Genomic DNA, 25,026 nt, shown 5'->3' with positions numbered 1-25,026 from the left:
GGATCGGCCAATGGATCGTTTGTCTAATTTGCTCTCGCGGTTCGGCGTGCGGGCCAATCTGTTCTATGACGGCGACCTATGCGGCTCTGCATCTTACGATGGCGCCGAGCGGCGAGGTTATATCCATCTGCTTCAGGCCGGCAGCGTGACGTTGCTTGGTCCCGATCGCAAGGATTTGCAGCTCACTCGCCCTAGCTTGATTTTTATGCCACGCCCCGCCAAGCATCAATTGTTTGCGGGTGAGTCCGATGGCGCAAAGTTGTTGTGTGCTTCCATGGAGTTTGAGGGCGGAATTGATAATCCTTTGTCGGCTTCATTACCGGACTGTTTGGTGCTCGCACTCGATGATCTGCCCATGCTGGCAGACACGTTGGAGTGGATGTTTGCCGAGGCGGCAAATGTGCATTGTGGAAGGGAAGCCGCGCTTGAGCGCTTATTTGAGCTCCTAATCATTCTGTTGCTCCGTTACCTGCTCGATCATCACCAGTTGCGCACCGGAATGATGGCTGGACTGGCCGACATGCGGCTTGCCCGATCGCTTTTACAGATGCACAACTCCCCGGAACATGCCTGGTCAATAGCAGAGCTGGCCAGTGAGTCAAATATGTCACGCGCTGCGTATGCCGTGCATTTCAAGAGTGTCATCGGACAGACGCCTGCTGATTATTTGTTGAGTTGGCGAGTTAGCCTGGCTCAGAAGCTGATGCGAGAAGGGCGCTCGATTACGCTGATTGCAGCTCAAGTCGGCTACGAAAGTCCTTCGGCGCTGTCTCGCGCATTTAGACGCAAGACGGGGTTGAGCCCTCGTGACTGGTTGAAAGATCTGGCGGGGGAAAATGATGGCAAAAAGGCCTAAGGCATTACTGCCTTAAGCCATTGAAAAAATTATGCATTAATTTTACGTTTTTCCAGTTCAACCAGCGAATGGCCTGCCACAAATATCGAAACAGCAAGCAACCCTAAGTCTTTAAGCAGAAACTGACCTGGCGCAACGGAAATCGCCGGAAACCCTAAACTAGGCTCAATGACGCCCGGAGTGGAAAACATAAAGCTAAGGGTTGTGAAGAACAGGCCTGCAGACAGAGCGCCTCCTACCACGGATAGTTTGGGCGACAGCATGCGGCCTGCGATCAGAGTGCCGATCGAAATCTCTAGTATGCCGAGCAGGCTGGAGAACATGTCGACCGAAAAAATGCTATACACCCATCCCAAAAGCGGGCTGTTGCTCACCAGTGGAACCAGGCCCTCGGCCTCGTAGTGGGTAAATTTCATGCCGCCGAACCAGAAGTAAATAATAGCGAGAGCCAAGTACGCGCCATAGATACCTAGCCCCATAGTTTTGGTTCCAAGCGTTAAGTGGGCCTGTACGCTGGACTTCGAGTTTTCAATGCCTATGGTTTTCATGTCTGAGCTTCCAGTAGTGAGTGAGAGTGTGTTGGCTGCCGAACGCCGTATGCGTTGGCGATGAGATGATTATGGCTGGCATCTCTAATCAAGAGGCATCAGAAAGTATTGATTTCAGTGCAGATCGTCTTGGGCGGTGCAATTCGCGATGAAGGGATCGCCGTGGAGAGCGATGAGTGCACTATTTCGATAAAGGAGTCGTTTTACATAGGTCGATGAAGCGCGTTGCGGCATCGCCTACTGTCATTTCTCAAATCTGACTATGGGGCTTGGGGCGAAGGGCGGCACTGACTAGGCTTAGAACAGCTACCAACTAGCCGCGCGGCCGCGATGCACAAAGAATGGTAACTGAGCCGTGAGTGCGGTGGGCGCCCGCATTTATTTCCAAACCCTACAGATACATCGATCTTCGACTTCAACCGGGCAGATAGCTGTTGCAGCAAGCCTATCAATCGACTTTGACGTGTTAAAGAGGATAGGTTTTCCAGGGTTGGGGAACAGCATGCCCTGCAGAACGACACACGTCACTTTTGTTAATGTTAATGGCCAATTAATCTGACCCAAGTGGGTCAAAATTAATGGCCATTGACACTGGATGTAGCGCCCATTGTGAAGACGGCTCCTGACAGCGAAATATCAGCAGCCGTCTTCACCAATCTCCACTATGCTCAATACTCGTGTGCACTAAAGCGAGGTGTGGGCATGGCGTCCGACACATCACCAATTGTCGAGCACGGCGTGGTCAGCCTGTCTGACGAGGCATGGGCACAGGCTCGGTACCGAATGGAAATCATCGGGCCACTGGCAACGCTTGAGGCGGTCGGGCATGAAGTTGCCGATGCCGCAGCGCAGGCGCTGGGTCTATCCAGGCGGCAGGTGTACGTCCTGATTCGGCGTGCCCGGCAAGGCTCAGGCCTTGTAACGGACCTGGCTCCCGGGCAATCCGGTGGCGGTAAAGGGAAGGGGCGTCTGCCAGAATCGGTTGAACGCATCATTCGCGAGCTGCTGCAAAAGCGCTTTCTGACCAAGCAGAAGCGCAGCTTGGCGGCATTTCACCGCGAAGTCGCACGAGCATGCAAAGAGCAAAACCTGCGGGTGCCTGCACGCAACACCGTTGCGTTGCGGATCGCCACCCTGGACCCGCTCAAACTCACTCGTCGTCGGGAAGGCCAAGACTCCGCTCGCGTCCTGCAAGGTGCCGGCGGTGTCCCGCCGCCAGTCACCTTGCCGCTGGAGCAAGTACAGATCGACCACACGGTCATCGATCTGATCGTGGTCGATGAGCGCGATCGGCAACCGATTGGCCGTCCCTACCTGACCATCGCCATCGACGTGTTTACCCGCTGCGTGCTCGGCATGGTCGTTACGCTGGAAGCCCCATCCGCCGTCTCGGTCGGTCTGTGCCTTGCGCATGTTGCTTGCGACAAGCGTCCTCGGCTGGAAGGGCTGGACGTGGAGATGGACTGGCCGATGAGCGGCAAGCCCAGGCAGCTTTATCTGGACAACGCGGCCGAGTTCAAGAGCGAAGCGTTACGTCGTGGCTGCGAGCAGCATGGCATCCGGTTGGACTATCGCCCGTTGGGACAGCCGCACTATGGCGGCATCGTAGAACGGATCATCGGTACCGCGATGCAGATGATCCACGATGAATTGCCGGGGACAACCTTCTCCAACCCTGATCAGCGGGGGGACTACGATTCCGAAAATAAGGCAGTCCTGACGTTGCGTGAGCTGGAGCGCTGGCTCACATTGGCAGTCGGCACCTATCATGGCTCTGTGCATAATGGCCTGTTGCAACCACCGGCCGCGCGCTGGGCCGAGGCCGTGGCGCGAGCCGGTATACCGGCCGTCGTCACCCGAGCCACGGCTTTCCTGGTCGATTTTCTCCCCATCATCCGTCGCACGCTGACCCGCACCGGCTTTGTCATCGACCACATTCACTACTACGCCGATGCGCTCAAACCATGGATTGCGCGGCGCGACCGCTTGCCTGCTTTTCTTATCCGGCGTGATCCGCGCGACATCAGCCGCATATGGGTGTTGGAACCGGAGGGGCAACATTACCTGGAGATTTCCTACCGTACCTTGTCACACCCGGCTGTCACCCTGTGGGAACAACGGCAGGCGCTGGCGAAATTACGGCAGCAAGGGCGCGAACAGGTCGATGAATCAGCACTGTTCCGTATGATCGGGCAGATGCGCGAGATCGTGACCACTGCACAGAAGGCCACGCGTAAGGCACGGCGCGACACGGATCGACGCCAACACCTCAAGACTTCCGTTCCGCCGAACAAGCCGGCTCTGCCAGCAACGGATGTTGCTGACCCGCAGGCAGACAACCTGTCGCCGGCCAAACCGTTCGACCAGATTGAGGAGTGGTAGCCGTGGACGAAGACCCTATCATCGACTTGTCACACCTGTTGCCGGCTGCACAAGGGCTGACCCGGCTGCCGGCGGACGAACGCATACAACGCCTTCGCGCCGACCGCTGGATCGGCTATCCCCACGCCGTCGAGACGCTGACCCGGCTGGAAGCCCTGTATGCGTGGCCAAACAAGCAACGCATGCCTAACCTGCTGCTGGTCGGCCCGACCAACAACGGCAAGTCGATGATCATCGAGAAATTCCGGCGCACGCATCCGGCCAGCTCCGACGTCGACCAAGAGCACATTCCGGTGCTGGTCGTGCAGATGCCCTCCGAGCCGTCTGTGATCCGCTTCTACGTCGCCCTGCTCGCCGCGATGGGCGCGCCGCTGCGCCCGCGCCCACGACTGCCGGAAATGGAGCAATTGGCGCTGGCCTTGCTACGCAAGGTCGGCGTGCGCATGTTGATAATCGACGAGCTGCACAACGTCTTGGCTGGCAACAGCGTCAACCGGCGGGAATTCCTCAATCTGCTGCGCTTCCTCGGCAACGAGCTGCGCATCCCACTGGTCGGGGTCGGCACGCGCGATGCCTACCTGGCGATTCGCTCTGACGACCAGTTAGAGAACCGGTTCGAGCCCATGATGCTGCCGCTGTGGGAGGTCAACGACGATTGCTGTTCATTGCTGGCCAGCTTTGCCGCGTCGCTCCCGCTGCGACGCCCTTCCACGATTGCCACGCCAGACATGGCGCGCTATCTGCTCACTCGCAGCGAGGGCACCATCGGCGAACTGGCGCACCTGCTGATGACGGCGGCCATCGCTGCTGTGGAGTGTGGCGAGGAGGCGATCAACCACCGCACGCTCAGCATGGCCGACTACACCGGGCCCAGCGAGCGGCGTCGGCAATTCGAGCGGGAACTGATGTGAGGCCGGCCGCACGCTGGCCGCTGCATCCGGCCCCCAGGGAAGGCGAAGCCTTATCCTCCTGGCTCCAGCGTATCGCCGCTTGCTATCAGATGGAGGTGCGCGACCTGCTGGCACACGATCTCGGTCATGGCCAGGTCGATGACCTGGATATCGCGCCACCAATGTCGTTGCTGACAGTGCTCTCCCAGCGAAGCGGCATCGAAGTGGACCGGCTGCGCTGCATGAGCGTTGCCGGTTGGGTGCCGTGGCTGCTGGACAGTCTCGACGACCGGATTTCGGCTGCCCTAGAAACCTATGCGTTCCAGTTCTCGGTGCTCCTACCAAGGCGCAATCGTAAAATTAGAATAGTCGCACGTTGGCGAGCCTGGCTACCTAGTCAGCCGATTGAACGAGCCTGTCCGCTCTGCCTGAATGATCCGGCGGGTCAAGCCATATTGCTCGCTTGGAAGCTGCCCCTGATGCTGAGTTGCCCGCTGCATGGCTGCTGGCTGGAGTCCTATTGGGGAATACCTGGACGGTTTCTCAGGTGGGAGAACGCCGACCCTTCACCACGCGCGGCCGGCGAAGCGATTACAGCGATGGATCGGCGCACCTGGCAGGGAATGACAACGGGCTATGTTGAGCTGCCGCGCCGGCGCATCCACGCCGGCCTCTGGTTTCGGATACTACGCACGTTGCTCGATGAGCTGAACACTCCGCTCTCAACGTGCGGAACCTACGCAGGATATATCCGTCATGTTTGGGAAGCCTGCGGGTATCCGCCGCGCGCTGGACAAAGTCTATGGCGACCGTATGAAACCTTGAATCCGGCAGTGCGGATACAGATGCTGGAAGCGGCGGCAACGGCAATTCGGTTGATCGAGTCGAGAGTGATAAGCCCACCGGGGGAGCAAGCAAAGCTATTCTGGTCGGAGCCGCAAACCGAGTTCACCAACGGTCTACCCACAAGGGAGCGGAAGCAGGAGTCCATCAACGTCTGGCAGGAGGCGATCAAGGCGATCAACAAAGCCGTCGCCGACGCTCGGCACAATCCTGAGACAGCCCGCTCACTGTTCGCGCTGGCTGCCAATGGACGGCGGCACGACCCCGAGTCCTTGGAGCGCTTACGCACTGAGTTTTCCAAAGACGGTATCCCACTGAAATTCTTGTCACATTATGATCCCGATGAACCCTTTGCGTGTCTTACATTAAATAACGCGTTATATGACAAATTTTGACGGCTAGAACTATCTGGTGCAAGCTGTCACATAATCGAACGTATATGTGACAGGTACGACATGCTGATAGGCTACATGCGGGTATCGAAGGCGGACGGCTCCCAGGCTACCGATTTGCAGCGCGACGCGCTGATTGCCGCCGGGGTCGATCCAGTACATCTTTACGAGGACCAGGCATCCGGCATGCGCGAGGATCGGCCCGGCTTGACGAGCTGCCTGAAGGCGTTGCGAACTGGCGACACACTGGTCGTGTGGAAACTGGATCGGCTCGGACGCGACCTGCGACATCTCATCAACACCGTGCACGACCTGACTGGGCGCGGCATCGGCTTGAAGGTATTAACCGGGCACGGCGCGGCCATCGACACCACGACCGCCGCCGGCAAGCTGGTCTTTGGCATCTTCGCCGCCCTGGCCGAGTTCGAGCGCGAGTTGATCGCGGAGCGCACGATTGCCGGCCTAGCCTCGGCCCGCGCGCGCGGGCGGAAAGGCGGCCGGCCGTTCAAGATGACCGCCGCCAAGCTGCGGCTGGCGATGGCGGCAATGGGTCAGCCAGAGACCAAGGTCGGCGACCTATGCCAGGAACTTGGCGTCACGCGGCAGACCCTGTATCGGCATGTTTCACCCAAGGGTGAGCTACGTCCAGATGGCGAGAAGCTACTCAGCCGAATTTGATGCCGGCATGAGGCAACGTAGCGACAGCGTGGTTTGTCTCAATGGGAAGCGCTCATGATCGATCTTTGAAGGCCCGCAGCAGTCGTGTCACAGACAGGACGAACAAACCGGTCAGCGTGAGGGCTGCGATACCCCAGTACTCTCCGATGAACGCGCCGGCCGTCGTGCCGGCCAGCACAATGGCGAGAATCGGCAAATGGCAGGGACAGGTGAGCACGGCCAGCGCGCCCCACAGGTAGCCGGTGATCGGTTTGTGCGTCTCGGACGGCAAGCGCTCGGGGCTGTTCATGGCAGACTCTCCGCGTGCTGTGCCGGCTCGGTCGGCATGGTGGCCAACTGCACCTCCAGATCGGCCAACGCTTCGCGCCGACGCTCGACGAACTGGCGCAGAACGGCAAGCTGCGCGGCCGCTTCATCGCCGTCCGCAGCATCCAGCGCCCGGCACAGCCGCGCCAGCGCGTCCAGGCCGATGCCCGCCTCGAAGGCCGCCCGCACGAAGCACAGCCGTTGCAAGGCGGCATCATCGAACAGGCCATAGCCGCCCGGGGTGCACGCCACCGGACGCAGCAATCCGCGCAGCAGGTAGTCGCGCACGATATGCACGCTCACCCCGGCATCAAGGGCCAGCCGGGACACGGTGTAGGCGCTCATTGAAAACCTCCTTTTTTTATCCAGCGCAGCAGGAAAGCTGCTTCACGTCCTTGTTGAAGGTCTGCGCCGCAAGCTTCAACCCCTCGACCATTGTCAGGTAGGGGAACAACTGGTCGGCCAGTTCCTGCACCGTCATGCGGTTGCGGATGGCGAGCACCGCCGTCTGGATCAGTTCGCCCGCTTCCGGGGCCACCGCCTGCACGCCGATGAGCCGTCCGCTACCTTCCTCGATGACCAGCTTGATGAAGCCGCGTGTGTCGAAGTTGGCAAGCGCTCGCGGAACGTTGTCGAGTGTCAGCGTGCGACTGTCGGTCTCGATGCCATCGTGGTGCGCTTCCGCCTCGCTGTAGCCCACGGTGGCGACTTGCGGGTCGGTGAACACCACTGCCGGCATCGCGGTCAGATTGAGGGCTGCGTCGCCGCCGGTCATGTTGATCGCGGCACGGGTGCCGGCGGCCGCTGCCACGTAGACGAACTGCGGCTGGTCGGTGCAGTCGCCGGCCGCGTAGATGTTCGGGTTGCTCGTGCGCATGCCTTGGTCGATAACGATGGCCCCTTGCGCATTGACAGTGACCCCCGCCGCGTCCAGCGCGAGGCTGCGCGTATTCGGTGCCCGACCGGTGGCAACCAGCAACTTGTCAGCGCGCAATTCACCGTGTCCGGTGGTCAGCACGAATTCGCCGTTCACATGGGCGACCTGGCTGGCTTGCGTGTGCTCCAGCACCTCGATGCCCTCGGCGCGGAAAGCGGCTGTCACGGCCTCGCCGATGGCCGGGTCTTCCCGGAAGAACAAGGTGCTGCGTGCCAGGATCGTGACCTGGCTGCCGAGCCGGGCAAAGGCTTGCGCCAGTTCCAACGCCACCACCGACGAACCGATCACGGCCAGGCGTGCGGGAATGGTGTCGCTGACAAGCGCTTCGGTGGAAGTCCAGTAGGGTGACTCTTTCAGGCCCGGAATCGGCGGCACGGCCGGACTGGCACCGGTGGCGACCAGGCAGCGGTCGAACGTTACCTCGCGCTCGCCACCCTCGTTCAAACGGACGACCAGGCTCTGGTCGTCCTTGAAACGCGCTTCACCGTGCAAAACGGTGATGGCTGGATTGCCGTCCAGGATGCCTTCGTATTTGGCGTGCCGCAGTTCATCGACACGGGCCTGCTGCTGGGCCAGCAGTTTGCTGCGGTCAATCGCAGGCACAGTTGCCGCAATACCGCCGTCGAACGGACTTTCCCGGCGCAGATGGGCAATATGGGCAGCGCGGATCATGATCTTGGACGGCACACAGCCGATATTGACGCAGGTGCCGCCGATGGTGCCGCGTTCGATCAGCGTGACCGTCGCGCCTTGCTCGACGGCCTTCAGCGCCGCCGCCATCGCGGCCCCGCCGCTGCCAATGATGGCGATATGCAAACCGGCGCCCTCAAGTGCATCACGGATTTTTGGTTCATCTTTGAAATCACCAACCCGGATCGAGCCTTGATAACCCAATGCGGCGATGGCGGCCAGCAGTTGGTTGTGGCTCACGGCGGTGTCTGCCATGACTTGCGCGCGGCTTTCTGGATAGGACACCACAGCGGCATTCACGCCGGGAATCTTTTCCAAAGCATCTTTGACATGGGTGGCGCAGGATGTGCAGGTCATGCCATTCACGGTGATTTCGGTCATTTTTTTACTCCATTGAATTTCGGGGTGCAGCAGGCATCGGCTTGGCGTTTTCGTTGGATGGCGTAGATGGTCAAGCCGATGAAAATCGCCAGCGCAGGCAGCAGCACATAGTCCAGATAGCCGGTCAGCGCGGACAAGCCGACCACACCGAGCAAAATGACCAGAACAGGGGTGAAGCAACACAGCGCCACGAGGGTTGTGCCAATGATGCTGACCCGCAGCAGTGTCTTCGGGTCTTTCATGATCAGTTCTTGACTGATGATGGGTAGCCCGCATCCTCGGTAGCCTTGGTCAGTTTCTGCACGCTGGTCTTGGCATCATCGAAGGTGACCACCGCTTCGCGCGTCTCGAAGGTCACGTCAACTTTACTGACGCCATCGACCTTGGAAATCGCCTTCTTGACAGTGATCGGACAGGCCGAGCAGGTCATGCCCGGTACGGACAGCGTAACGGTCTGGGTGGCGGCCCACACGGGGGCAACAACGGCAGCGAGGGCAAGGGCGGAAAGCAGCTTTTTCATGGTGAACTCCTGTGATCAATAGAAAAATGGCACGACGTAGGGAAATCCGAGCGCGACCAAAACCAGCACGGCCACGCCCCAGAAAATGAGCTTGTAAGTAGCTCGCACTTGGGGAATCGCGCAAACCTCACCCGGTTTGCAGGCGGCTGACGGCCGGTAGATGCGCCGCCAGGCGAAGAACAACGCCACCAGCGCCACGCCGATAAAGATGGGGCGATAGGGTTCCAACACCGTCAAGTTGCCGATCCAAGCGCCGCTGAACCCCAAGGCGATCAGAACCAGCGGCCCGAGGCAGCAAGCCGAGGCGAGGATGGCGGCCAGCCCGCCAGTGAAGAGCGCGCCGCGCCCGTTTTGAGGTTCAGACATACGTTTGTCCTTTCGAATCTGAATTGGATAGCTTAAGCTTACTTCCGTAGTTATGTACGGAGTCAAGCGATATGGAAAACAATTTGGAGAACCTGACCATTGGCGTTTTCGCCAGGACGGCCGGGGTCAATGTGGAGACCATCCGGTTCTATCAGCGCAAGGGCTTGCTCCCGGAACCGGACAAGCCTTACGGCAGCATTCGCCGCTATGGCGAGACGGATGTAACGCGGGTGCGCTTCGTGAAATCAGCCCAGCGGTTGGGCTTCAGCCTGGATGAGATCGCCGAGCTGCTGCGGCTGGAGGATGGCACCCATTGCGAGGAAGCCAGCAGCCTGGCCGAGCACAAGCTCAAGGACGTGCGCGAGAGGATGGCTGACCTGGCGCGCATGGAGGCCGTGCTGTCTGATTTGGTGTGCGCCTGCCATGCGCGGAAGGGGAACGTTTCCTGCCCGCTGATTGCGTCACTGCAAGGGAAGAAAGAACCGCGCAGTGCGGACGCGGTGTAGCCCGAGGGAACTACGCCTTAGCGTGCTTTATTTTCCGTTTTCTGAGGCGACTCCAACGTCAGAAAAGACCGTGCGGTCGACTTTTGATATTTCGTGCTGTCGCCTTCTGAAAGTGACAGGCGCGGCACGGGAATCAAGGCATTGCGATTCTCGAAAATAGTTCTTGAAATTCTATTCTTGATTGCATATCATCTCAACGAGTTTCGATAAGAAAGGATGCCCATGCGACCGTCTGTTGTGCTTGACATGAAGCGAAGCGCAGTGCGTGAAGCGGTAGGCCGCTTTCGCGCCGCGAACCCGCGCGTCTTCGGCTCGGTGCTGCATGGCACCGACCGGGATGGCAGCGACCTCGACCTGTTGGTCGATGCGCTGCCCGGTGCCACGTTGTTGGACTTGGGCGATTTGGAAGAAGAACTGAAATCGCTGCTCGGCGTTGACGTCGATCTGCTGACTCCCGGCGACCTGCCGCCGAAGTTCCGGGCCAAGGTGCTCGCGGAGGCGCAACCGATATGAGCGAGAACCGCCTGCCCGATTACCTCGACCACATTCAGCAGGCCGCAACCGATGCGCGCAGCTTCGTGGAAGGGATGGCCAAGGACGACTTCTTGGCCGACAAGCGCACCCAGCAGGCCGTCATGATGAGCCTGATCGTCATCGGCGAGGCGGCCACAAAGGTGATGGATGGCTACGTCGAGTTCACCCAGGCGCATGCCGACGTGCCGTGGCGCAGCATGCGCAATATGCGTAATCGCATGGCTCACGGCTATTTCGACATCAACCTCGATGTGGTGTGGGAGACGGTACAGGAATGGCTGCCGGCGTTGCTCCAGCAATTGCCCGCCGTGCGTCAGGATGCCGACGATGAAGACCGTAACGACAAAGGCATGGAGCCATGACCAATCAAGCCGCCGATGTTCGGCCCCTCTGGCGTGTTCGATCCCGCGACCTATGAGCCGCGCTCGGGCAAGACCTTCTGGATGGCCGCAACGGACGTGAGTTCGCTGGTGGGCAAGGAGGCAGCAGCCGACACGCTCATCGGCAACTGCACGACCGCACGACCAGCCTCCCGTTCAAATTCGAGTTAGAACTCATATCCAGCCTGTCTGGGGGCACTGTGAAAGAGGGATCTCCGATGACTGTTGAATCGAGAATATTTTCTGTAGCCGAGTATGTTCAGCCGTCCGAAGGCGAGCCTATTCGTTCCGTTGTGCTTGAAACCCGAGACTCAATTATCGTGGTTTGGCATGTCCATCCCGGGCAGGAAATTGCGGCTCACATTCATCCTCACGGCCAAGACACGTGGACTGTTTTGTCGGGAATGGCTGATTACTTTCAGGGCAATGGGATTGTTCGTGCCCTCAGGGAAGGTGAGATAGCCGTGGCAAGACCGGGCCAAGTGCACGGGGCGCGAAATACAGGTACCGAGCCATTTGTGTTCGTCTCGGTTGTGGCATCAGCCAATGCCGGTTTCGTATTGGCTGAGCGATAGAGCCCAATCTCTGGAGTTGGTCCAATGAGCGGTCGGGGAGATAGGTAACAGACATGCAGCGGACACGGCTGCTAAACCAGGTCGCAAACCTCCTTGCGTCGCAGCGTGCCGCAAGCGACGCGATCAATCGAATGGGGTCGGCATGAGACTGAACACCATCCAGTTCCCGACCGCGTAGCCGCCTGTCCTGCCGATCAGGTCTTGACCATCGACGCCTGGGATCAGTCCTGAATGTTCTTGGAGACCACTACGTTATGAGCCGCAGCCGCCGCAAAACACCCATCGTCGGGCACACGACCTGCGGCAGCGAGCGCGAGGACAAGAAGCTCTGGCATCAGCGCTGGCGCACCCGTGAGCGCACGGCGCTGACCAGCGCGTCGCCCGAAGCCCTGAGCGCCCATCTGCCCCTGCTGGAAAACCAGGCCAGCAGCGTCTGGTCGATGGGCAAGGATGGCCGCTCCTACTGGCCCGTCAAGCGCCAGGCCGCCACGGCGGATCGCATCGCCAATCACAAGGGACGCAACCCGCAAGAACGCGCCTCCCTGAAAAAGCGCCTGCTGCGCAAGTGGATGAGCAAATGAAGCTCTCCTTCCATCAGCACATTGCGCTGTTCTGGATGATCGGTGCTCCGGGCGTCTTCGCGCCCGTGATCGAGAACGCCAAGCGGCCCGATGCCGGCGCCGTCATGGCGTGGGGTGTCGCGATCGTGGCGGTGATGATCCTCTTCACCCCTTTGCTGCTGCGCTGTCCACCATTCCGGCGCTGGTATGGCCGGACGGATGCGCTGTCGGAGCGGCAGCGCCAGGCGCTTGCCGAGCGCGGCCTGCGCCGCTACTACCAGACCGCTTTCGATGACGGCTACGTGCCCCGCGTGATGCCCTACGTGTGGCGCATCATCTGGACGGTCGGCGGGTTGATGGCTGTGACCGCCGTACTGCCTACCAACACCGGACGGCCAGCCTTCGATGCCTTGGTGGTCTTCTCGACCTGGTATCCGATAGGCGTGATGCTGCTGGTTTTCGCGTCGAGGCCCCTTGGCCGGTTGATTCGCCAAAGAGCACAGGAGCGGCGGAAATGAGCACGTCAACCATCGAGGCGCTGGCCAGCGCCTGGGCAAGGATTGCCGAGGAAGCGGAATTCCCCGCTGACTACGAGGGGACTGCCACACCACAAGCGCATCGGGCTAGCGAAGCTATTCAGGAGCAGATTCGGGAGCGCATCGTCGCCACCAACGACATGCGGCTGTTCAGCCTGCTGCACCTGCTGGGTCAGGCGTCGCTGCGCATGGAGCAAGCGCTGTGGCCGGAGGATTACGAGCGGATGACGCGCGAGGTTGAGGAAGCCCTGCGGCAAGCCACCGACGCCAACGCCAGATCGTACACCCACGAAGAAGTGATGCAGGCGATGCAGGAACGCATCGACCGGGCGCGAGACAAGCCATGTTGATTGGCTATGCGCGCGTCTCGACGCAGGATCAGAACCTGGAGCTGCAACGCGAAGCCTTGAGCAAGGCCGGATGTAAAAAGGTCTTCGAGGACAAGGTGAGTGGCACGCGGGCAGACCGGCCTGGCTTGGCCAAGACGCTCGAAATGCTGCGCGAAGGCGATACTTTGGTCGTCTGGAAGCTCGACCGGCTGGGCCGGTCGGTCAAGCAACTGGTCGATCTGGTCGGCGATCTGCACAAGCACGGTGTCCAGTTCAGGAGCCTCACCGACTCCATCGACACCGGCACACCATCCGGGCGGTTCTTCTTCCACGTCATGGCGAGCCTTGCCGAAATGGAGCGCGAGCTGACCGTCGAGCGCACCCGCGCCGGGCTGGAAGTCGCCAAGCAGCTCGGCCGCAAAGGCGGCCGCAAGCCGAAGATGACCGACAGCAAGATCGAGTCGGCCAAGAAGCTGCTGGCCAGCGGGGTGCCGCCCAAGGACGTGGCCAAGAACCTCGGCGTGTCCATTCCGACGCTGTACCGCTGGGTGCCAGCCTCCACGCACGCTTAGCGTGCTTTATTTTCCGTTTTCTGAGACGACCCCTGCAAGACCTCGGCGCCAGCTATGGCCAGCGCACGATCATCAGCGGTGTGACCACCACCGAGTTTGTCGGCGGCCAGGTGGTCGCCGTGGTCGGGCCCAATGCCGCAGGTAAATCGACCCTGTTCAAACGCATGGCAGGGCTGATCGACGGGCCCGGCGAGGTAAAGCTGCAAGGCGCGGAAAAAGGCATGAAAGGCATCAGCTACATGCCCCAGGGCCTCAACGCCAGCGCCCGTTTGACCGTGTACGAATCGGTGCTGCTGGCGCGCAAGCAACTGACACCGGGTTGGGTGGTCCACGATGACGAACTGAAACTGGTCGATGAGATCCTCGACGCCCTGGGCATTACGCCGCTGTCATTCCGCAACCTGGGTGAACTCAGCGGCGGCCAGCAACAACTGGTCTCAATCGCCCAGACGCTGGTGCGCGAACCGCAGATCCTGCTGATGGACGAGCCCACCAGCGCCCTCGACATGCACCGCCAGGTCCAGGTGCTGAACTTCATGCGCGACCTGGCGCGAAAGCGCGAAGTCATCGTGTTCATCGCCATCCATGACCTGAACCAGGCCTTGCGCTTCGCCGATCAGGTGCTGGTCATCGCCGATGGCACCGCTCAGGGCAGCGGCCCGAGCCATGAAGTGATCAACGAGCAGATGCTGCGCGCGGTGTACAAGGTCGAGGCGCGCATCGAACGCTGCAGCCGTGGGCAGCACCATATCCTGATCGACGATATCGTCTGAACCGCTACGGCTGCAGCCCTTCCAGCGCCGTGCCGACCGCTTCCAGTAGCAAGTGCGCATGCTCCTGTTCGAAGGCCAGCAGCGGGCGAATCTTCAGCACGTTTTCCAGCGGCCCGGCAGCACTGATCAATACGCCCTGCTCGCGCATCGCGTTGACCACCTGACGGGTCTGCGTGGCGGCAGGCGCTTTTGTGGCGCGATCGGTCACCAGCTCGACCCCCAGGAACATCCCGGCACCGCGCACATCGCCGATGATCGGGTAACGCTCGGCCAGCTCCCGCAACCCCGTCAACAGACATTCACCCAGGGTGTGCGAGCGCTGCTGCAACTGTTCGTCACGGATGACGTCCAGCACGGCCTGCCCCGCTGCGCAGGACACCGGGTTGCCGCCAAAGGTGTTGAAGTAGCGCATGTTCTGGCCAAAGTGATCGACCACTTGCGCTCGACCGACCAGGCCGGCGATGGGGTGGCCGTTGCCCATCGGCTTGCCCAGGGTCAGGAGGTCGGGGCGCACGTCGTGCCGCTGGAAACCCCACATGTTCAGGCCAGTGCGGGCGAAGCCGGACTGGACTTCATCGGCGATGTACAACAGGCCTTCGGCCTGGGCCAATGCGATCCCTTCGGCGATGCAGCCGGTTGGGCCCGCAAAGACGCCATCGCTGGCGAAAATGCCGTCGAGCAGGATCGCCGCCGGACGAATGCCGTGTTTGCGCAGGTCATCGATGGCCGCACGGACGTCAGCCACGAAGGTCGAGGCCACTTGATCCGCACCCAGCCGATAAGCATCGGGGGCGCGAACGGTGCGCACGTGGGGTGGCAGAACCATGCTCGGGCCGAGCGACGGAGAAAGCTCGGCGATATCACCCGTGACGCCATGATACGCGAAGCGGGTGATGATCACGCCGGTGCCGCCGGTAAACTGTTTGGCGATGCGCAACGCCAGATCGTTGGCCTCGCTGCCGGTGCACGTAAACATGACCCGCTCGAGGTACTCGGGAAAGGTGCCCAGCAGTTGCTCGGCGTAATCGAGCATGCCCTCCTGCAAGTAGCGAGTGTGGGTGTTGAGTTGCCCGGCCTGCCGGCTGATCGCCTCGACCACCCGGGGATGACAATGCCCCACCGACGCCACGTTATTGTAGGCATCCAGATACCGCCGGCCTTGTTCGTCGTACAGCCACACGCCCTCGCCGCGCACCGTGTGCAAGGGGTGTTCGTAGAACAGTCGATAGGCCGGGCCGAGCAACCGTGCCCGGCGTTCGACAAGGCGTTTTTCCTTGTCTGACAGGCGATCGGCATCTTCAGAAGTGAAACCGTTGATCATGCTCATGCGCCAACCTCCTGGGTGCAAGCGGCAAGGATTCTGTCGTGGATCTCGGCGGGTGCCATTGCGGACAATCCCGCCAGGGCATCCTGGGCGCGGTATGAGTTGCGCAGGATGTACTCGCGATTGTCCGGGTGCAGGTCGGCCCGCCAATAATTGATGCACAACGACAACGCCAGGCGTGTGGAGATCAGCACCGGCAGCAGTTGCAATTCTTCGCCGGTGAGGGGATTGACCTGGTGATAGGCGCGGATCATGTCCAGCGCCGGGGCCAGGACGTCGCCCGCCACCCCCAATTGGTACGATGCCGCGACCGCGACCTCGTTGACCAACGGCGCGTGGACCATGTCGCCAAAATCCAGGATGTTGCGCAACACATCGGGCTGATCCGGATCGACGATGATGTTGTGCGGGTTCATGTCGTTATGGATCACCTGGTGGCGCAGCGTGGCGCACTTGCCCAGTACCTGGGATTCGAAGCGGTCCAGGCTGTGTTCGATCCGGTCGCGACGAACGCCCGGCTCGATGTGTTTCAGCCGGGGCCTGAGGCGCTGGGCGTGTTGCATGTCCCACAGCAGGACGTGCCCGGCAGCGGGATGGCTGAAGCCGTCCAGGGCCAGGTCGAACCGGGCGAGCGCTTGGCCCAGGTTCTGCCTGAAATTCACCGATGTGTGGGCGACGCGGTGCAGCGGCAAGCCGTCAACGAAGGACAGGAGACGGACCAACATGCGCTGGCCTTCGATTTCGACCGGCTCCACGAATCGCCCGCCGAGTGATGCAAAGACACGCTGCACCGGCAACGCCGGATCGTTACGCTCGATCTGGAGCATGGCCTGGTTATGGAAGTCCACGACCTGCGGGTTTTCCAATGGATGCGACAACTTGAACAGACGCGACGTACCGTCCGCGAGCATGACCCGGAAATTGAGGTCGCGCTCGCCGCCCAGTTGCTCGAGTTTTCCGCTGATCGCGTAGTGCTGCGCAAGGACCCCAAGGACCTGCCCGTCACTGACACGGGCAGGGGCCGCCTCCAGCAGACAGGGTTGCGCCGATACTTTCTCAAGCGGCATTGTTCATGACTCCTCGCTTCGGTGATGTGGCCTGCTCGCGCAGGCCCCTTGCATTACTTGTTGGCCCAAGCGATGAAACGCTCTTCCAGGTCTTCGCCGTGGTCGATCCAGAACTCGGCATCCGTGGCCCGGGCGTTCTTCAGGTTATCCGGTGAAGTCGGCAGTTTGCTGCCCACCGCCTCATCGACCAGTGCCACGGTTTTGGTGTTGCTTGGCCCATAAGGAATGGCCTCGACAAAGTGCTTCTGCTGAACCGGTGCACTGGCAAACGCGATGAAGTTTTCCGCCAGGGCCTTCTTCGGCGAGCCTTTGACGATGGCCCAGTGATCCAGGTCGTACAGGCTGCCATTCCACTGCATTTCAAACGATTGTCCCTCCGCCTGCGCCGAGGTGACACGCCCGTTATAGGCCGAAGTCATCACCACGTCGCCTGCCGCCAGCCATTGCAACGGCTGCGCGCCGGATTCCCACCACTGGATGTCGGGCTTGATCTGATCCAGTTTGCGGAAGGCCCGCTGCACGCCCTCCTCGGTGCCGAGCAAGGTGTAGACATCTTCCTTGGCCACGCCATCGGCCAACAGGGCGAACTCCAGGGTGAACTTGGCGCCACGGCGCAGGCCGCGCTTGCCGGGGTATTTCTTCACGTCCCAGAAATCCGCCCAGCCCTGTGGCGCGCTGGCGAGTTTTTTCGGGTCGTATGTCAGAACGGTAGACCAGATGAAGATACCCACCCCGCAATCGCTGACGGCGGCCGGGATGAAATCTTCTTTCTTGCCGATGCGCGACCAGTCCAATGGCTCGAACAGGCCTTCGCTACAACCGCGCAACAGCTCGGGGGATTCGACCTCGACCACGTCCCAGCTGGTTTTCCCGGTGTCGGCCATGACCCGGATCTTGGCCATTTCGCCGTTGTAGTCATCGGCCGTGATCGCCACTTTCTTTTCCGAGGTGAAGGGTTTGTAGAAGGCTTTTTCCTGGGCCTGGCGGTTGTTGCCGCCGAAGGACACCACGGTCAGTTTTTCAGCGGCGCTCAAAGGGCCGGCAAGCATTCCAAGCATCAGTACAGTTGCGATTTTGCTGTTCATGCGTCTCTCCGAATTCGCTACGTGCGTGAGCGGCAGCTAAGGGATGGCAGGTGGTTTTTTTGTTTTTGGCAGCAATATTTCGGTCAGCGCCGGGTGTCTTGCACCTGGTGGCCGGCGCACGGCGATGATTCCGAGGCGCAGCTCATTAGTAACATATTTAGAATATGATGCATCATAATTTTTACTGGTATAGTCTCACCACTCCACCCCTTCCTCAGGAGCGCCTGCATGACCGAGCAACGAACCCTCCTCCTCACCGGTGCGAGCCGTGGCATCGGCCATGCCACGGTGAAGCACTTCAACGCTGCGGGCTGGCGCGTGTTTACGGCCTCGCGACAGAACTGGACCGAAGGCTGCCCCTGGGCTGAAGGCGAGTTGAACCACATCCACCTGGACCTGGAAGACATCGACGAAGTGCGCCGCAGCCTGCCATTGATCCGGGAGAAACTCGGCGGACGCCTCGATGCCCTGGTGAACAACGCCGGCATTTCACCCAAAGGCGAAGCCGGCGCACGATTGGGCGTGCTGGAATCCGATTACGCCACCTGGCTCAGCGTGTTCAACGTCAACCTGTTTTCCACGGCGTTACTGGCCCAAGGGCTGTTCGATGAGCTCAAGGCGGCGCAAGGCTCGGTGATCAACGTCACCTCGATTGCAGGTTCCAGGGTGCACCCGTTTGCCGGGGTCGCCTACGCCTGCTCGAAAGCTGCACTGGCCGCACTGACGCGGGAAATGGCCCATGATTTCGGGCCACACGGTGTGCGGGTCAATGCGATTGCACCGGGTGAGATCGAGACGTCGATCCTGTCTGCCGGGACCGAACTGATCGTCGATCAGCAGATCCCCATGCACCGCTTGGGCAAGCCGGAAGAAGTCGCATCCCTGGTGCATTTCCTCTGCACCCGAGGCGCGTCGTACATCAACGGTTCGGAGATTCATGTCAACGGTGGTCAGCACGTCTGAAATAATCTGGAAATCCCGGCCGGAAACTTCCATCATTCGGGCCGGGCATCCGCCGCAGATGAGCGATCAATGAGCAACCCCTACCCTATTCAAACCCTCAATCACTCTTACCTGGGCAGTGGCATCTACGAGTTGCTGCGCGAGGCACTGATCACCGGGCGTTTCCAGCCCGATGACCGCCTGCGCATCCGCGACCTGGCCGAACAACTGGGCACCAGCGTCACACCGGTGCGCGACGCGATCCTGCAACTGGCCAAGGAACAGGCGCTGATCCTCAAGACCCCGCGTGACATCCGCGTACCCATCCTCACCGCCGCGCAATACGGCGAGATCCGCAGCATCCGCCTGGCGCTTGAAGGCCTGGCTGCGGAGACGGCCGCCGCGCTGGTGACCGACAGCGAACTCGCAGACCTGCAAGCCTGCATCGAAAACAACATCGCCGCGATCAACGCCCAGGACTTGCAAGCCGCTCTCAAGTGCAATCAGCAATTTCACTACGCGCTGACCACCATCGCGCGCATGCCGGTGCTGGCGGGTTTGCTCGATAGCCTGTGGATGCGCACCGGCCCACTGATCGCCCGTGCCTATGGCAACTTCAACGAGCGCATGGCCATCGACCATCACTGGGAAGTGCTCGACGCACTCAAGCGCCGCGATGGCGCGGCGGCACGGGCGGCCATCTGCCGTGACATTCTCGATGGCAACGAGAAGATGCTCGAGTACATCGAGATGGCGCAGGCGGACTGATTGGCAGTCAATTCTACTGTTGACGAAACATAGATGACCAGTTAGTTTATTAAAACTTTCTCATCACTGGATGTCTCTGTCATGGCTCGCCCGGTCAACCTCGAAGTCAGATCCCGTTTGCTGTCGATTGGCCGCCAGGTGGTTCACAACCGTGGCTTCAACGGCTGCGGCGTCCAGGACATCACCGCCGCTGCCGAGATTCCCAAGGGCTCTTTCTACAACTACTTCGCCAGCAAGGAAGACTTCGCGGCAGAGATCCTCGAGGAATACTGGACCTCGATCGAAACCCGCCACGGGCCGATCTTCTACGACGCCCGGGTCAAGCCGCTGGAGCGCATCGGCCAGTTCTTCCAGGCCCTGGTGCTCGAGCACGGCGAGCATGAATACAGCCTGGGTTGCCTGATTGGCAACCTGTCCCTGGAAATGTCCAATGGCAGCGAACAAACCCGCAAGCGTCTGGCCGATGTGCTGGCGCGCTGGGAAGGTTTGCTCGCGAGCTGCCTGCGTGAAGCGCAGCAGCGCCGCGAACTCTCTGAAACTCACGACGCCGAAGCGCTGGCCAGTGTCATCGTCGAAGGCTGGGAAGGTGCGGTCATGCGCGGCAAGGTCCTGCGCGACGGTGCACCTCTGCAGCGTTTCGTATCGATGGTCTTGCCTCGGCTATTGGAGTGAGTTTTTTTTCCTCATTAATAAGACGACTGGTCATTTATATAAAGCAATATTCACGTCTCATCCACGCAAGCACCCAAGAGGTAAATCGTCATGAGCCATCTGTACGCCGACCCCGCCGAACCCGCACTGCCTGCCACTGGTTTCAAGCTCGACCTGAGCAAAGCCGCCCTGGTGGTCATCGACCCACAGAACGACTTCCTCAGCCCTGCCGGCGCCAGTTGGGCGGTGTTCGGTGAGAGCATCGTCGAGAACAACACCGTCGAAAACCTGGAAAAACTGTTCAAGGCCTTCAAGGCTCACGACCTGCCCGTGGCCGTGTCGCCACACTATTACTACCCGCACGACCACGACTGGCATTTTGGCGGTCCGCTGGAAAAGGTCATGCACAGCATCTGCATGTTCGATCGCAAGGGACCGAACACCCTGGAAAACTTCGAAGGCTCCGGCGCCGATTTCCTCGAGATCTACAAGCCGTACATTCTCGACGGCGAGACCATCATCGCCTCGCCGCACAAGGTCTACGGCCCGGAAACCAACGACCTGGCGCTGCAATTGCGCAAGAAAGGCGTGTCGCAGATCATCCTCGCCGGCATGGCGGCCAACCTTTGCGTGGAATCACACCTGCGCGAACTGCTCGAACAGGGCTTTGAAATAGTCGTGGTACGCGACGCCACCGCCGGCCCGCGCCTGCCGGATGGCGACGGCTACCTGGCGGCCATCATCAATTACCGCTTCCTCGCCCACGGGCTGTGGACCACCGAAGAGACTATCGCGCAACTGCAACCGGCTTGATCGTGCCCGAGCGGCCGGGCATCGCGCCCCCCCGCTCTTTCTCGAGAACCCCCGATGAAAATCCCCGCCCGTTATGAGCATTTCGTTTTCGGCGTCGTTCAATCCGGCCTGACCTGCGCGGTCGCGGCCGCCATCGCCACCACACCCCATGCGCTCGACCTGGCCTTTGCCGGCCGCTGGTTGAACGCGTGGGCGCTGTCGTGGGTATCGATGTTGCCGGTGGTGGTGCTGGCGGCGCCGATGATTCGGCGCGTGGTGAGGCGGATGACGGTGGGCTGAATGACTTGGCTATGACTCACCCAACACACCGCCATCGCGAGCATGCTCGCTCCTACCGGGGGCTTCGGGGCTGCTCGCGACAGGCGCGCAAGCCCGCACCCGACGCACGAAATACTGTGCCCGTTCGCATTTTCGCAATAAACCACTTTTCATCCGCGCATTTGTAGCCGCTTCGTTCACGGACAAGCCGGTACATTAGACCTCCATGGTCCCGCAGAGCGACCGACAACAAAACCTACAGCTCGCCCAAGAAAATCTGCCAACCATTCGGAGTCTTTCCATGAGCACATTGCGCACTACAGCTTTCCAACTCGCGAGTCTGGCCCTGTTCATCGGTAGCGCCACCCAGGCCATGGCCGAGGACATCACGTTCGTATCCCAGGGCGGTGCTTATCAGGAAGCCCAGAGCAAGGCGATCCTGGAGCCTGCGGCGAAAAAGCTCGGTCTGACGCTCAAACAGGACAGCTCGCCCAAGGCCTACCCGATCATCAAGACCCAGGTCGAGAGCGGCAAGGTCACCTGGGACGTGGTGGACCTGCCCACTGGCGACTGCATCCGTGGCGAAGCCGAAGGGCTGTTCGAGAAGCTCGACCTTGCGCTGATTCCCAATGCCGCGCAAATACCCGACAGCCTCAAGGACGAATACAGCGTCGGCTACATCAGCTACTCCACGGTGCTGGCGTATCGCACGGACGCGTTCAAAGGCGCGGACGTACCCAAGACCTGGGCCGACTTCTGGGACACCAAAAAATACCCGGGCCAGCGCTCCCTACGTAACCTGCCACGTCCAACTCTGGAAATCGCGCTGCTGGCCGATGGCGTGCCGATGGACAAGCTCTATCTGCTGGACGTCGATCGCGCCTTCCGCAAGCTTGAGCAGATCAAGCCCGACATCGCCACCTGGTGGACGTCCGGCGGGCAGTCGGCGCAGCTGATCAGCGACGGCGAAGTGGACATGATCCAGGCCTGGAACGGCCGTATCACCGCCGTACAGGCCGCCGGCGCACCCGTGGCATTCGACTACAACCAGGGTGTGCTGGAAACCAACTCGTTGTGCGTCCTCAAAGGCTCGCCGCACAAGGTGGCCGCCATGAAATTCGTCAACGAGGCCATCGATGCCAAACTGCAAGCGGCGTTGCCGATGATCATCGACTACGGCCCGCTCAACCCCGAAGCCTTCAAGACCGGGGTAATCCCGGCCGAGCGCGAGGCCAAGCTGCCTTCCGCACCCGGCAACATCTCGCGCCAGGCCCTGCTCTCGGCGCAATGGTGGGCCTCCGAAGCCGGGGTCAAGGCCGAAGAACGCTGGTTGTCCTTCGTCCAGAAAAAATAGCCATCGGCCGTTGCTGCGCCGCAGGCCAGAGGCCTCGGCGCAGGACATGCCGTCTGCCCCCGCGATTTCGACATAAAGCGCTTGCGCACCGGTCAATTGCGTCCACTTCATTCGTTGGCATCCCGGTACATTAGGCCTGAGGGTCCCGCAGAGTGACCTGTGCAGACAACTCGCGCTCGCCTCAAGTACCTGCCCACCATTGGGAGTTCTTCACATGACATTACCCGAGCACCGCACCCTGCTGTCCGCCAGGACGACTGCCACCGCCAGCGCTACCCGTCAGTGCTGGATACCCTCCAGCACTGCGCAGTGACGAGAGGTCATCATGTCCAACGCCTATCTCGCCAAATCCATGCCCGACTCCAGCGACCAGCAGCACCAGCCGCCCATGACCAGCGAAGACGCCCTGGCCCGTGAAGAACGCAAGGAGCACACCTCCATGCTGTTGCTGCTCACCCCGGCGCTGGTCATGGTCGTGGTGCTGTTGATCATGCCGCTGTGCTGGCTGGCCTTTCAGTCGGTCCAGACCGAGGAAGGGTTTTCCCTGGCCAACTACATCCGGATTTTCCAGGAAAGCATTTACTGGGACACCTTCGCCCTGACCTTCAAGATCAGTTTCCTGGTGACGATCCTGTCGATCGTCATGGGCTTCCCCATTGCCTACGCCGCTTCGCGCCTGCAGGGTTTCTGGGCCAACCTGATTCTGATCTGCGTGATCCTGCCGTTCTGGACCAGCGTGCTGGTGCGGGCCTATGCCTGGCTGGTGCTCCTGCAACGCCGCGGACTGGTCAATCAGACGCTGATGGACCTTGGCATCATCGACCAACCCCTGACGCTGATGCACAACACCACTGGCACGGTAATCGGCACCCTGCACGTCATGCTGCCCTTTATGGTCCTGCCGCTGTATTCGGTGATGAAAAAAATCCCCCAGGACCTCATGCAAGCGTCCGAGAGCCTTGGCGCCAAACCCTTCTACACCTTCCGCCGGGTCTTCCTGCCGATGGCAGCGCCGGGGGTCATGGCCGGTTCCATCCTGGTGTTCGTCATCTGCCTAGGCTTCTTCATCACCCCGGAACTGCTCGGCGGTGGCCGCACGATCCTGGTGTCGATGCTGGTGCAACGCAACGTCGAGCTCTATCACGCCTGGGGCGCAGCCAGCGCAGTCGGCCTGGTGCTGCTGTTTGTGGTGTTCCTGATCTTCTGGGGCATCAATCGCTTCATCCCCATCGAACGCATCCTGGGAGCGCGCTAAATGAACCTGCTTGCCAACCTGCGTCACCTTCGCCTGTCCCACGTGCTGTTCACGGTGCTGGTCGCGGCGATCCTGCTGTACCTGATCATCCCGGTGCTGATCGTGGTACCCATGTCGTTCTCCGAGGCGCGCTTCCTGCAATTCCCTCCCAAGCAATGGTCCTTCCACTGGTACGAGGCGTTCTTCAACAGCGTGGAGTGGATGTCGGCGGCGCGGGTCAGTCTGATCACGGCATTTTTCACCATGGCCATCAGCCTGCCGATTGGTATGGCGGCCGCCTACGCCATCAACAACTCCAGCCTGAAGGTGGTGCGTACGCTGCAGATCATCCTGCTGCTGCCGATGATGGTGCCCATCATCCTGATCGCCGCCGGCGTGTTCTTCGTTTACGCCCGGGTCGGCCTGATCAGCACGCTGACCGGCCTGGTGCTGGCGCACATCATGCTCGCCTTGCCCTACGTGATCATCGCGCTGCTGGCCGGTCTGCGTAACTTCGACATGTCCCAGGAAATGGTGGCGCGCAGCCTGGGCATGAACCGCTTTCGCGCCTTCATGGCCGTGACCCTGCCGCAGATCAAGCCCAGTGTGGTCTCGGCGACACTGTTCGCCTTCATCACCTCGCTGGATGAAACTGTGGTGGCGCTGTTCATCTCCGGCGGCGACAACCAGACTCTGACCAAGCGCATGTTCACGGCGCTGCGCGACGAGATCGATCCGACCATTGCCGCTATCAGTTCGATCCTGATCCTGGCGTCGCTGATCCTGGTGGTGATTGCCGGTCGCAACAAACAATAACCAACAACGCACTCCCCCTCTGCAAACACACTTGCCCGCCATTGCGGGCAAGTGTGTTTTTGCGTCCTGACCACGCACGCCCATGCCGACGTGCAGCCCAGCACAGCCTGCCGTCACACGGCTTAATTCAGCATCTATCACCCGTGTCCAGGCCCATCTC

General features: G+C 60.7%; 32 protein-coding genes. 22 read left to right on the top strand and 10 right to left on the bottom strand.

The features are described from left to right. Nucleotides 1-10 precede the first annotated feature (10 nt). Complete coding sequence (locus tag H3221_RS24805) at nt 11-856, top strand: AraC family transcriptional regulator (protein ID WP_003464995.1); 846 nt, start codon at nt 11-13, stop codon at nt 854-856. Nucleotides 857-885: 29 nt separating this feature from the next. Here the strand turns inward: H3221_RS24805 and H3221_RS24800 are convergent, their stop codons facing one another. Continuing rightward, the gene (locus H3221_RS24800) at nt 886-1,404 is read right to left on the bottom strand and encodes a YkgB family protein (RefSeq protein WP_003464991.1); all 519 of its coding nucleotides are present in this window, start codon (nt 1,402-1,404) and stop codon (nt 886-888) included. A 702-nt stretch (nt 1,405-2,106) separates the two neighbouring features. Here H3221_RS24800 and H3221_RS24795 point away from each other — a divergent pair. Genes H3221_RS24795 through H3221_RS24780 form a run of 4 tightly spaced genes read left to right on the top strand, consistent with a single transcriptional unit; the run spans nt 2,107 to nt 6,589 of the window. Continuing rightward, nucleotides 2,107-3,786, top strand: coding sequence for a Mu transposase C-terminal domain-containing protein (locus H3221_RS24795; RefSeq protein ID WP_134587649.1), 1,680 nt, complete (start codon nt 2,107-2,109; stop codon nt 3,784-3,786). 2 nt (nt 3,787-3,788) lie between these two features. Next, nucleotides 3,789-4,697 (top strand): TniB family NTP-binding protein, encoded by a 909-nt coding sequence (locus tag H3221_RS24790; protein ID WP_134587648.1) that lies wholly within the window; start codon nt 3,789-3,791, stop codon nt 4,695-4,697. Further along, a complete protein-coding gene (locus H3221_RS24785; RefSeq protein ID WP_134587647.1) occupies nt 4,694-5,914 on the top strand; it encodes a TniQ family protein in 1,221 nt (406 codons plus the stop codon). Before H3221_RS24790 ends, H3221_RS24785 begins: the two co-directional genes overlap by 4 nt. Before the next feature lie 60 nt (nt 5,915-5,974). After that, nucleotides 5,975-6,589, top strand: a complete 615-nt coding sequence (locus H3221_RS24780; protein WP_000904941.1) for a recombinase family protein — start codon at nt 5,975-5,977, stop codon at nt 6,587-6,589. Between the two features lie 52 nt (nt 6,590-6,641). On the opposite strand, the gene merE is transcribed toward H3221_RS24780, so the two are convergent. From merE to merT, 6 genes are read right to left on the bottom strand one after another with little or no spacing between them, the layout of a single operon-like run. Next, complete coding sequence (merE, locus tag H3221_RS24775; RefSeq protein ID WP_001087809.1) at nt 6,642-6,878, bottom strand: broad-spectrum mercury transporter MerE; 237 nt, start codon at nt 6,876-6,878, stop codon at nt 6,642-6,644. Then, nucleotides 6,875-7,240 carry a mercury resistance co-regulator MerD gene (merD, locus tag H3221_RS24770; RefSeq protein ID WP_003465059.1) on the bottom strand — a complete coding sequence of 122 codons (366 nt, stop codon included), beginning with the start codon at nt 7,238-7,240 and terminating at the stop codon, nt 6,875-6,877. The genes merE and merD overlap by 4 nt, the downstream gene beginning before the upstream one ends. A 16-nt stretch (nt 7,241-7,256) precedes the next feature. Continuing rightward, the gene (gene merA, locus H3221_RS24765; RefSeq protein ID WP_000136268.1) at nt 7,257-8,903 is read right to left on the bottom strand and encodes a mercury(II) reductase; all 1,647 of its coding nucleotides are present in this window, start codon (nt 8,901-8,903) and stop codon (nt 7,257-7,259) included. Continuing rightward, complete coding sequence (gene merF / locus H3221_RS24760) at nt 8,900-9,145, bottom strand: mercury resistance system transport protein MerF (protein ID WP_000654684.1); 246 nt, start codon at nt 9,143-9,145, stop codon at nt 8,900-8,902. The genes merA and merF overlap by 4 nt, the downstream gene beginning before the upstream one ends. Nucleotides 9,146-9,147: 2 nt before the next feature. Then, entirely contained in the window at nt 9,148-9,423 is a 276-nt protein-coding gene (gene merP, locus H3221_RS24755; protein WP_000735441.1) for a mercury resistance system periplasmic binding protein MerP, read from the bottom strand. Between the two features lie 15 nt (nt 9,424-9,438). Beyond that, the gene (merT, locus tag H3221_RS24750) at nt 9,439-9,789 is read right to left on the bottom strand and encodes a mercuric ion transporter MerT (protein WP_001294667.1); all 351 of its coding nucleotides are present in this window, start codon (nt 9,787-9,789) and stop codon (nt 9,439-9,441) included. Nucleotides 9,790-9,860: 71 nt separating this feature from the next. Between merT and merR the strand changes: the two genes are divergently transcribed. From merR to H3221_RS24705, 9 genes are all read left to right on the top strand, one after another. Further along, a complete protein-coding gene (gene merR, locus H3221_RS24745; RefSeq protein ID WP_000429838.1) occupies nt 9,861-10,295 on the top strand; it encodes an Hg(II)-responsive transcriptional regulator in 435 nt (144 codons plus the stop codon). A gap of 246 nt (nt 10,296-10,541) precedes the next feature. Beyond that, nucleotides 10,542-10,808 carry a nucleotidyltransferase family protein gene (locus H3221_RS24740; protein ID WP_016487057.1) on the top strand — a complete coding sequence of 89 codons (267 nt, stop codon included), beginning with the start codon at nt 10,542-10,544 and terminating at the stop codon, nt 10,806-10,808. After that, nucleotides 10,805-11,191, top strand: a complete 387-nt coding sequence (locus H3221_RS24735; protein WP_134587682.1) for a HepT-like ribonuclease domain-containing protein — start codon at nt 10,805-10,807, stop codon at nt 11,189-11,191. Before H3221_RS24740 ends, H3221_RS24735 begins: the two co-directional genes overlap by 4 nt. Before the next feature lie 236 nt (nt 11,192-11,427). After that, entirely contained in the window at nt 11,428-11,784 is a 357-nt protein-coding gene (locus tag H3221_RS24730; protein WP_003465043.1) for a cupin domain-containing protein, read from the top strand. A 254-nt stretch (nt 11,785-12,038) separates the two neighbouring features. Next, complete coding sequence (locus H3221_RS24725; RefSeq protein WP_003100858.1) at nt 12,039-12,365, top strand: hypothetical protein; 327 nt, start codon at nt 12,039-12,041, stop codon at nt 12,363-12,365. Further along, the gene (locus tag H3221_RS24720) at nt 12,362-12,862 is read left to right on the top strand and encodes a hypothetical protein (protein WP_003100856.1); all 501 of its coding nucleotides are present in this window, start codon (nt 12,362-12,364) and stop codon (nt 12,860-12,862) included. Before H3221_RS24725 ends, H3221_RS24720 begins: the two co-directional genes overlap by 4 nt. Continuing rightward, nucleotides 12,859-13,230: a hypothetical protein gene (locus H3221_RS24715; RefSeq protein WP_003100853.1), complete on the top strand. Its 372-nt coding sequence runs from the start codon at nt 12,859-12,861 to the stop codon at nt 13,228-13,230. The genes H3221_RS24720 and H3221_RS24715 overlap by 4 nt, the downstream gene beginning before the upstream one ends. Then, nucleotides 13,224-13,781: a recombinase family protein gene (locus H3221_RS24710; RefSeq protein WP_003100847.1), complete on the top strand. Its 558-nt coding sequence runs from the start codon at nt 13,224-13,226 to the stop codon at nt 13,779-13,781. The genes H3221_RS24715 and H3221_RS24710 overlap by 7 nt, the downstream gene beginning before the upstream one ends. 20 nt (nt 13,782-13,801) lie before the next feature. Continuing rightward, the gene (locus tag H3221_RS24705; protein WP_134587845.1) at nt 13,802-14,554 is read left to right on the top strand and encodes an ABC transporter ATP-binding protein; all 753 of its coding nucleotides are present in this window, start codon (nt 13,802-13,804) and stop codon (nt 14,552-14,554) included. Nucleotides 14,555-14,558: 4 nt separating this feature from the next. Here H3221_RS24705 and H3221_RS24700 read toward each other — a convergent pair whose 3' ends face one another. Genes H3221_RS24700 through H3221_RS24690 form a run of 3 tightly spaced genes read right to left on the bottom strand, consistent with a single transcriptional unit; the run spans nt 14,559 to nt 18,030 of the window. Continuing rightward, a complete protein-coding gene (locus H3221_RS24700; RefSeq protein WP_016487050.1) occupies nt 14,559-15,881 on the bottom strand; it encodes an aspartate aminotransferase family protein in 1,323 nt (440 codons plus the stop codon). Next, the gene (locus H3221_RS24695) at nt 15,878-16,945 is read right to left on the bottom strand and encodes a phosphotransferase (protein ID WP_016487049.1); all 1,068 of its coding nucleotides are present in this window, start codon (nt 16,943-16,945) and stop codon (nt 15,878-15,880) included. The genes H3221_RS24700 and H3221_RS24695 overlap by 4 nt, the downstream gene beginning before the upstream one ends. Before the next feature lie 53 nt (nt 16,946-16,998). After that, nucleotides 16,999-18,030 (bottom strand): ABC transporter substrate-binding protein, encoded by a 1,032-nt coding sequence (locus H3221_RS24690; RefSeq protein WP_016487048.1) that lies wholly within the window; start codon nt 18,028-18,030, stop codon nt 16,999-17,001. A 228-nt stretch (nt 18,031-18,258) separates the two neighbouring features. Between H3221_RS24690 and H3221_RS24685 the strand changes: the two genes are divergently transcribed. The 8 genes from H3221_RS24685 (at nt 18,259) to H3221_RS24650 (ending at nt 24,866) form a co-directional block, all read left to right on the top strand. Then, nucleotides 18,259-18,993, top strand: coding sequence for an SDR family NAD(P)-dependent oxidoreductase (locus H3221_RS24685; protein ID WP_016487047.1), 735 nt, complete (start codon nt 18,259-18,261; stop codon nt 18,991-18,993). A gap of 69 nt (nt 18,994-19,062) precedes the next feature. Further along, nucleotides 19,063-19,740, top strand: coding sequence for a GntR family transcriptional regulator (locus tag H3221_RS24680; RefSeq protein ID WP_016487046.1), 678 nt, complete (start codon nt 19,063-19,065; stop codon nt 19,738-19,740). Between the two features lie 81 nt (nt 19,741-19,821). Continuing rightward, on the top strand, nt 19,822-20,412 hold the full coding sequence (locus H3221_RS24675; RefSeq protein WP_003465041.1) for a TetR/AcrR family transcriptional regulator: 591 nt from the start codon (nt 19,822-19,824) through the stop codon (nt 20,410-20,412). A gap of 90 nt (nt 20,413-20,502) precedes the next feature. After that, nucleotides 20,503-21,204, top strand: coding sequence for a cysteine hydrolase family protein (locus H3221_RS24670; protein ID WP_003465039.1), 702 nt, complete (start codon nt 20,503-20,505; stop codon nt 21,202-21,204). 54 nt (nt 21,205-21,258) lie between these two features. Beyond that, nucleotides 21,259-21,483 carry a DUF2798 domain-containing protein gene (locus tag H3221_RS24665; RefSeq protein ID WP_003465037.1) on the top strand — a complete coding sequence of 75 codons (225 nt, stop codon included), beginning with the start codon at nt 21,259-21,261 and terminating at the stop codon, nt 21,481-21,483. 280 nt (nt 21,484-21,763) lie between these two features. Further along, nucleotides 21,764-22,816 carry an ABC transporter substrate-binding protein gene (locus H3221_RS24660; protein WP_134587819.1) on the top strand — a complete coding sequence of 351 codons (1,053 nt, stop codon included), beginning with the start codon at nt 21,764-21,766 and terminating at the stop codon, nt 22,814-22,816. Between the two features lie 325 nt (nt 22,817-23,141). Beyond that, nucleotides 23,142-24,071 (top strand): ABC transporter permease, encoded by a 930-nt coding sequence (locus tag H3221_RS24655; RefSeq protein WP_003465031.1) that lies wholly within the window; start codon nt 23,142-23,144, stop codon nt 24,069-24,071. Then, the gene (locus tag H3221_RS24650; protein ID WP_003465028.1) at nt 24,072-24,866 is read left to right on the top strand and encodes an ABC transporter permease; all 795 of its coding nucleotides are present in this window, start codon (nt 24,072-24,074) and stop codon (nt 24,864-24,866) included. Nucleotides 24,867-25,026 lie beyond the last annotated feature (160 nt).

Source organism: Pseudomonas chaetocerotis, assembly GCF_015712105.2.
Classification (GTDB): domain Bacteria; phylum Pseudomonadota; class Gammaproteobacteria; order Pseudomonadales; family Pseudomonadaceae; genus Aquipseudomonas; species Aquipseudomonas chaetocerotis.
This window is presented reverse-complemented; position numbering and strand designations above follow the sequence as displayed.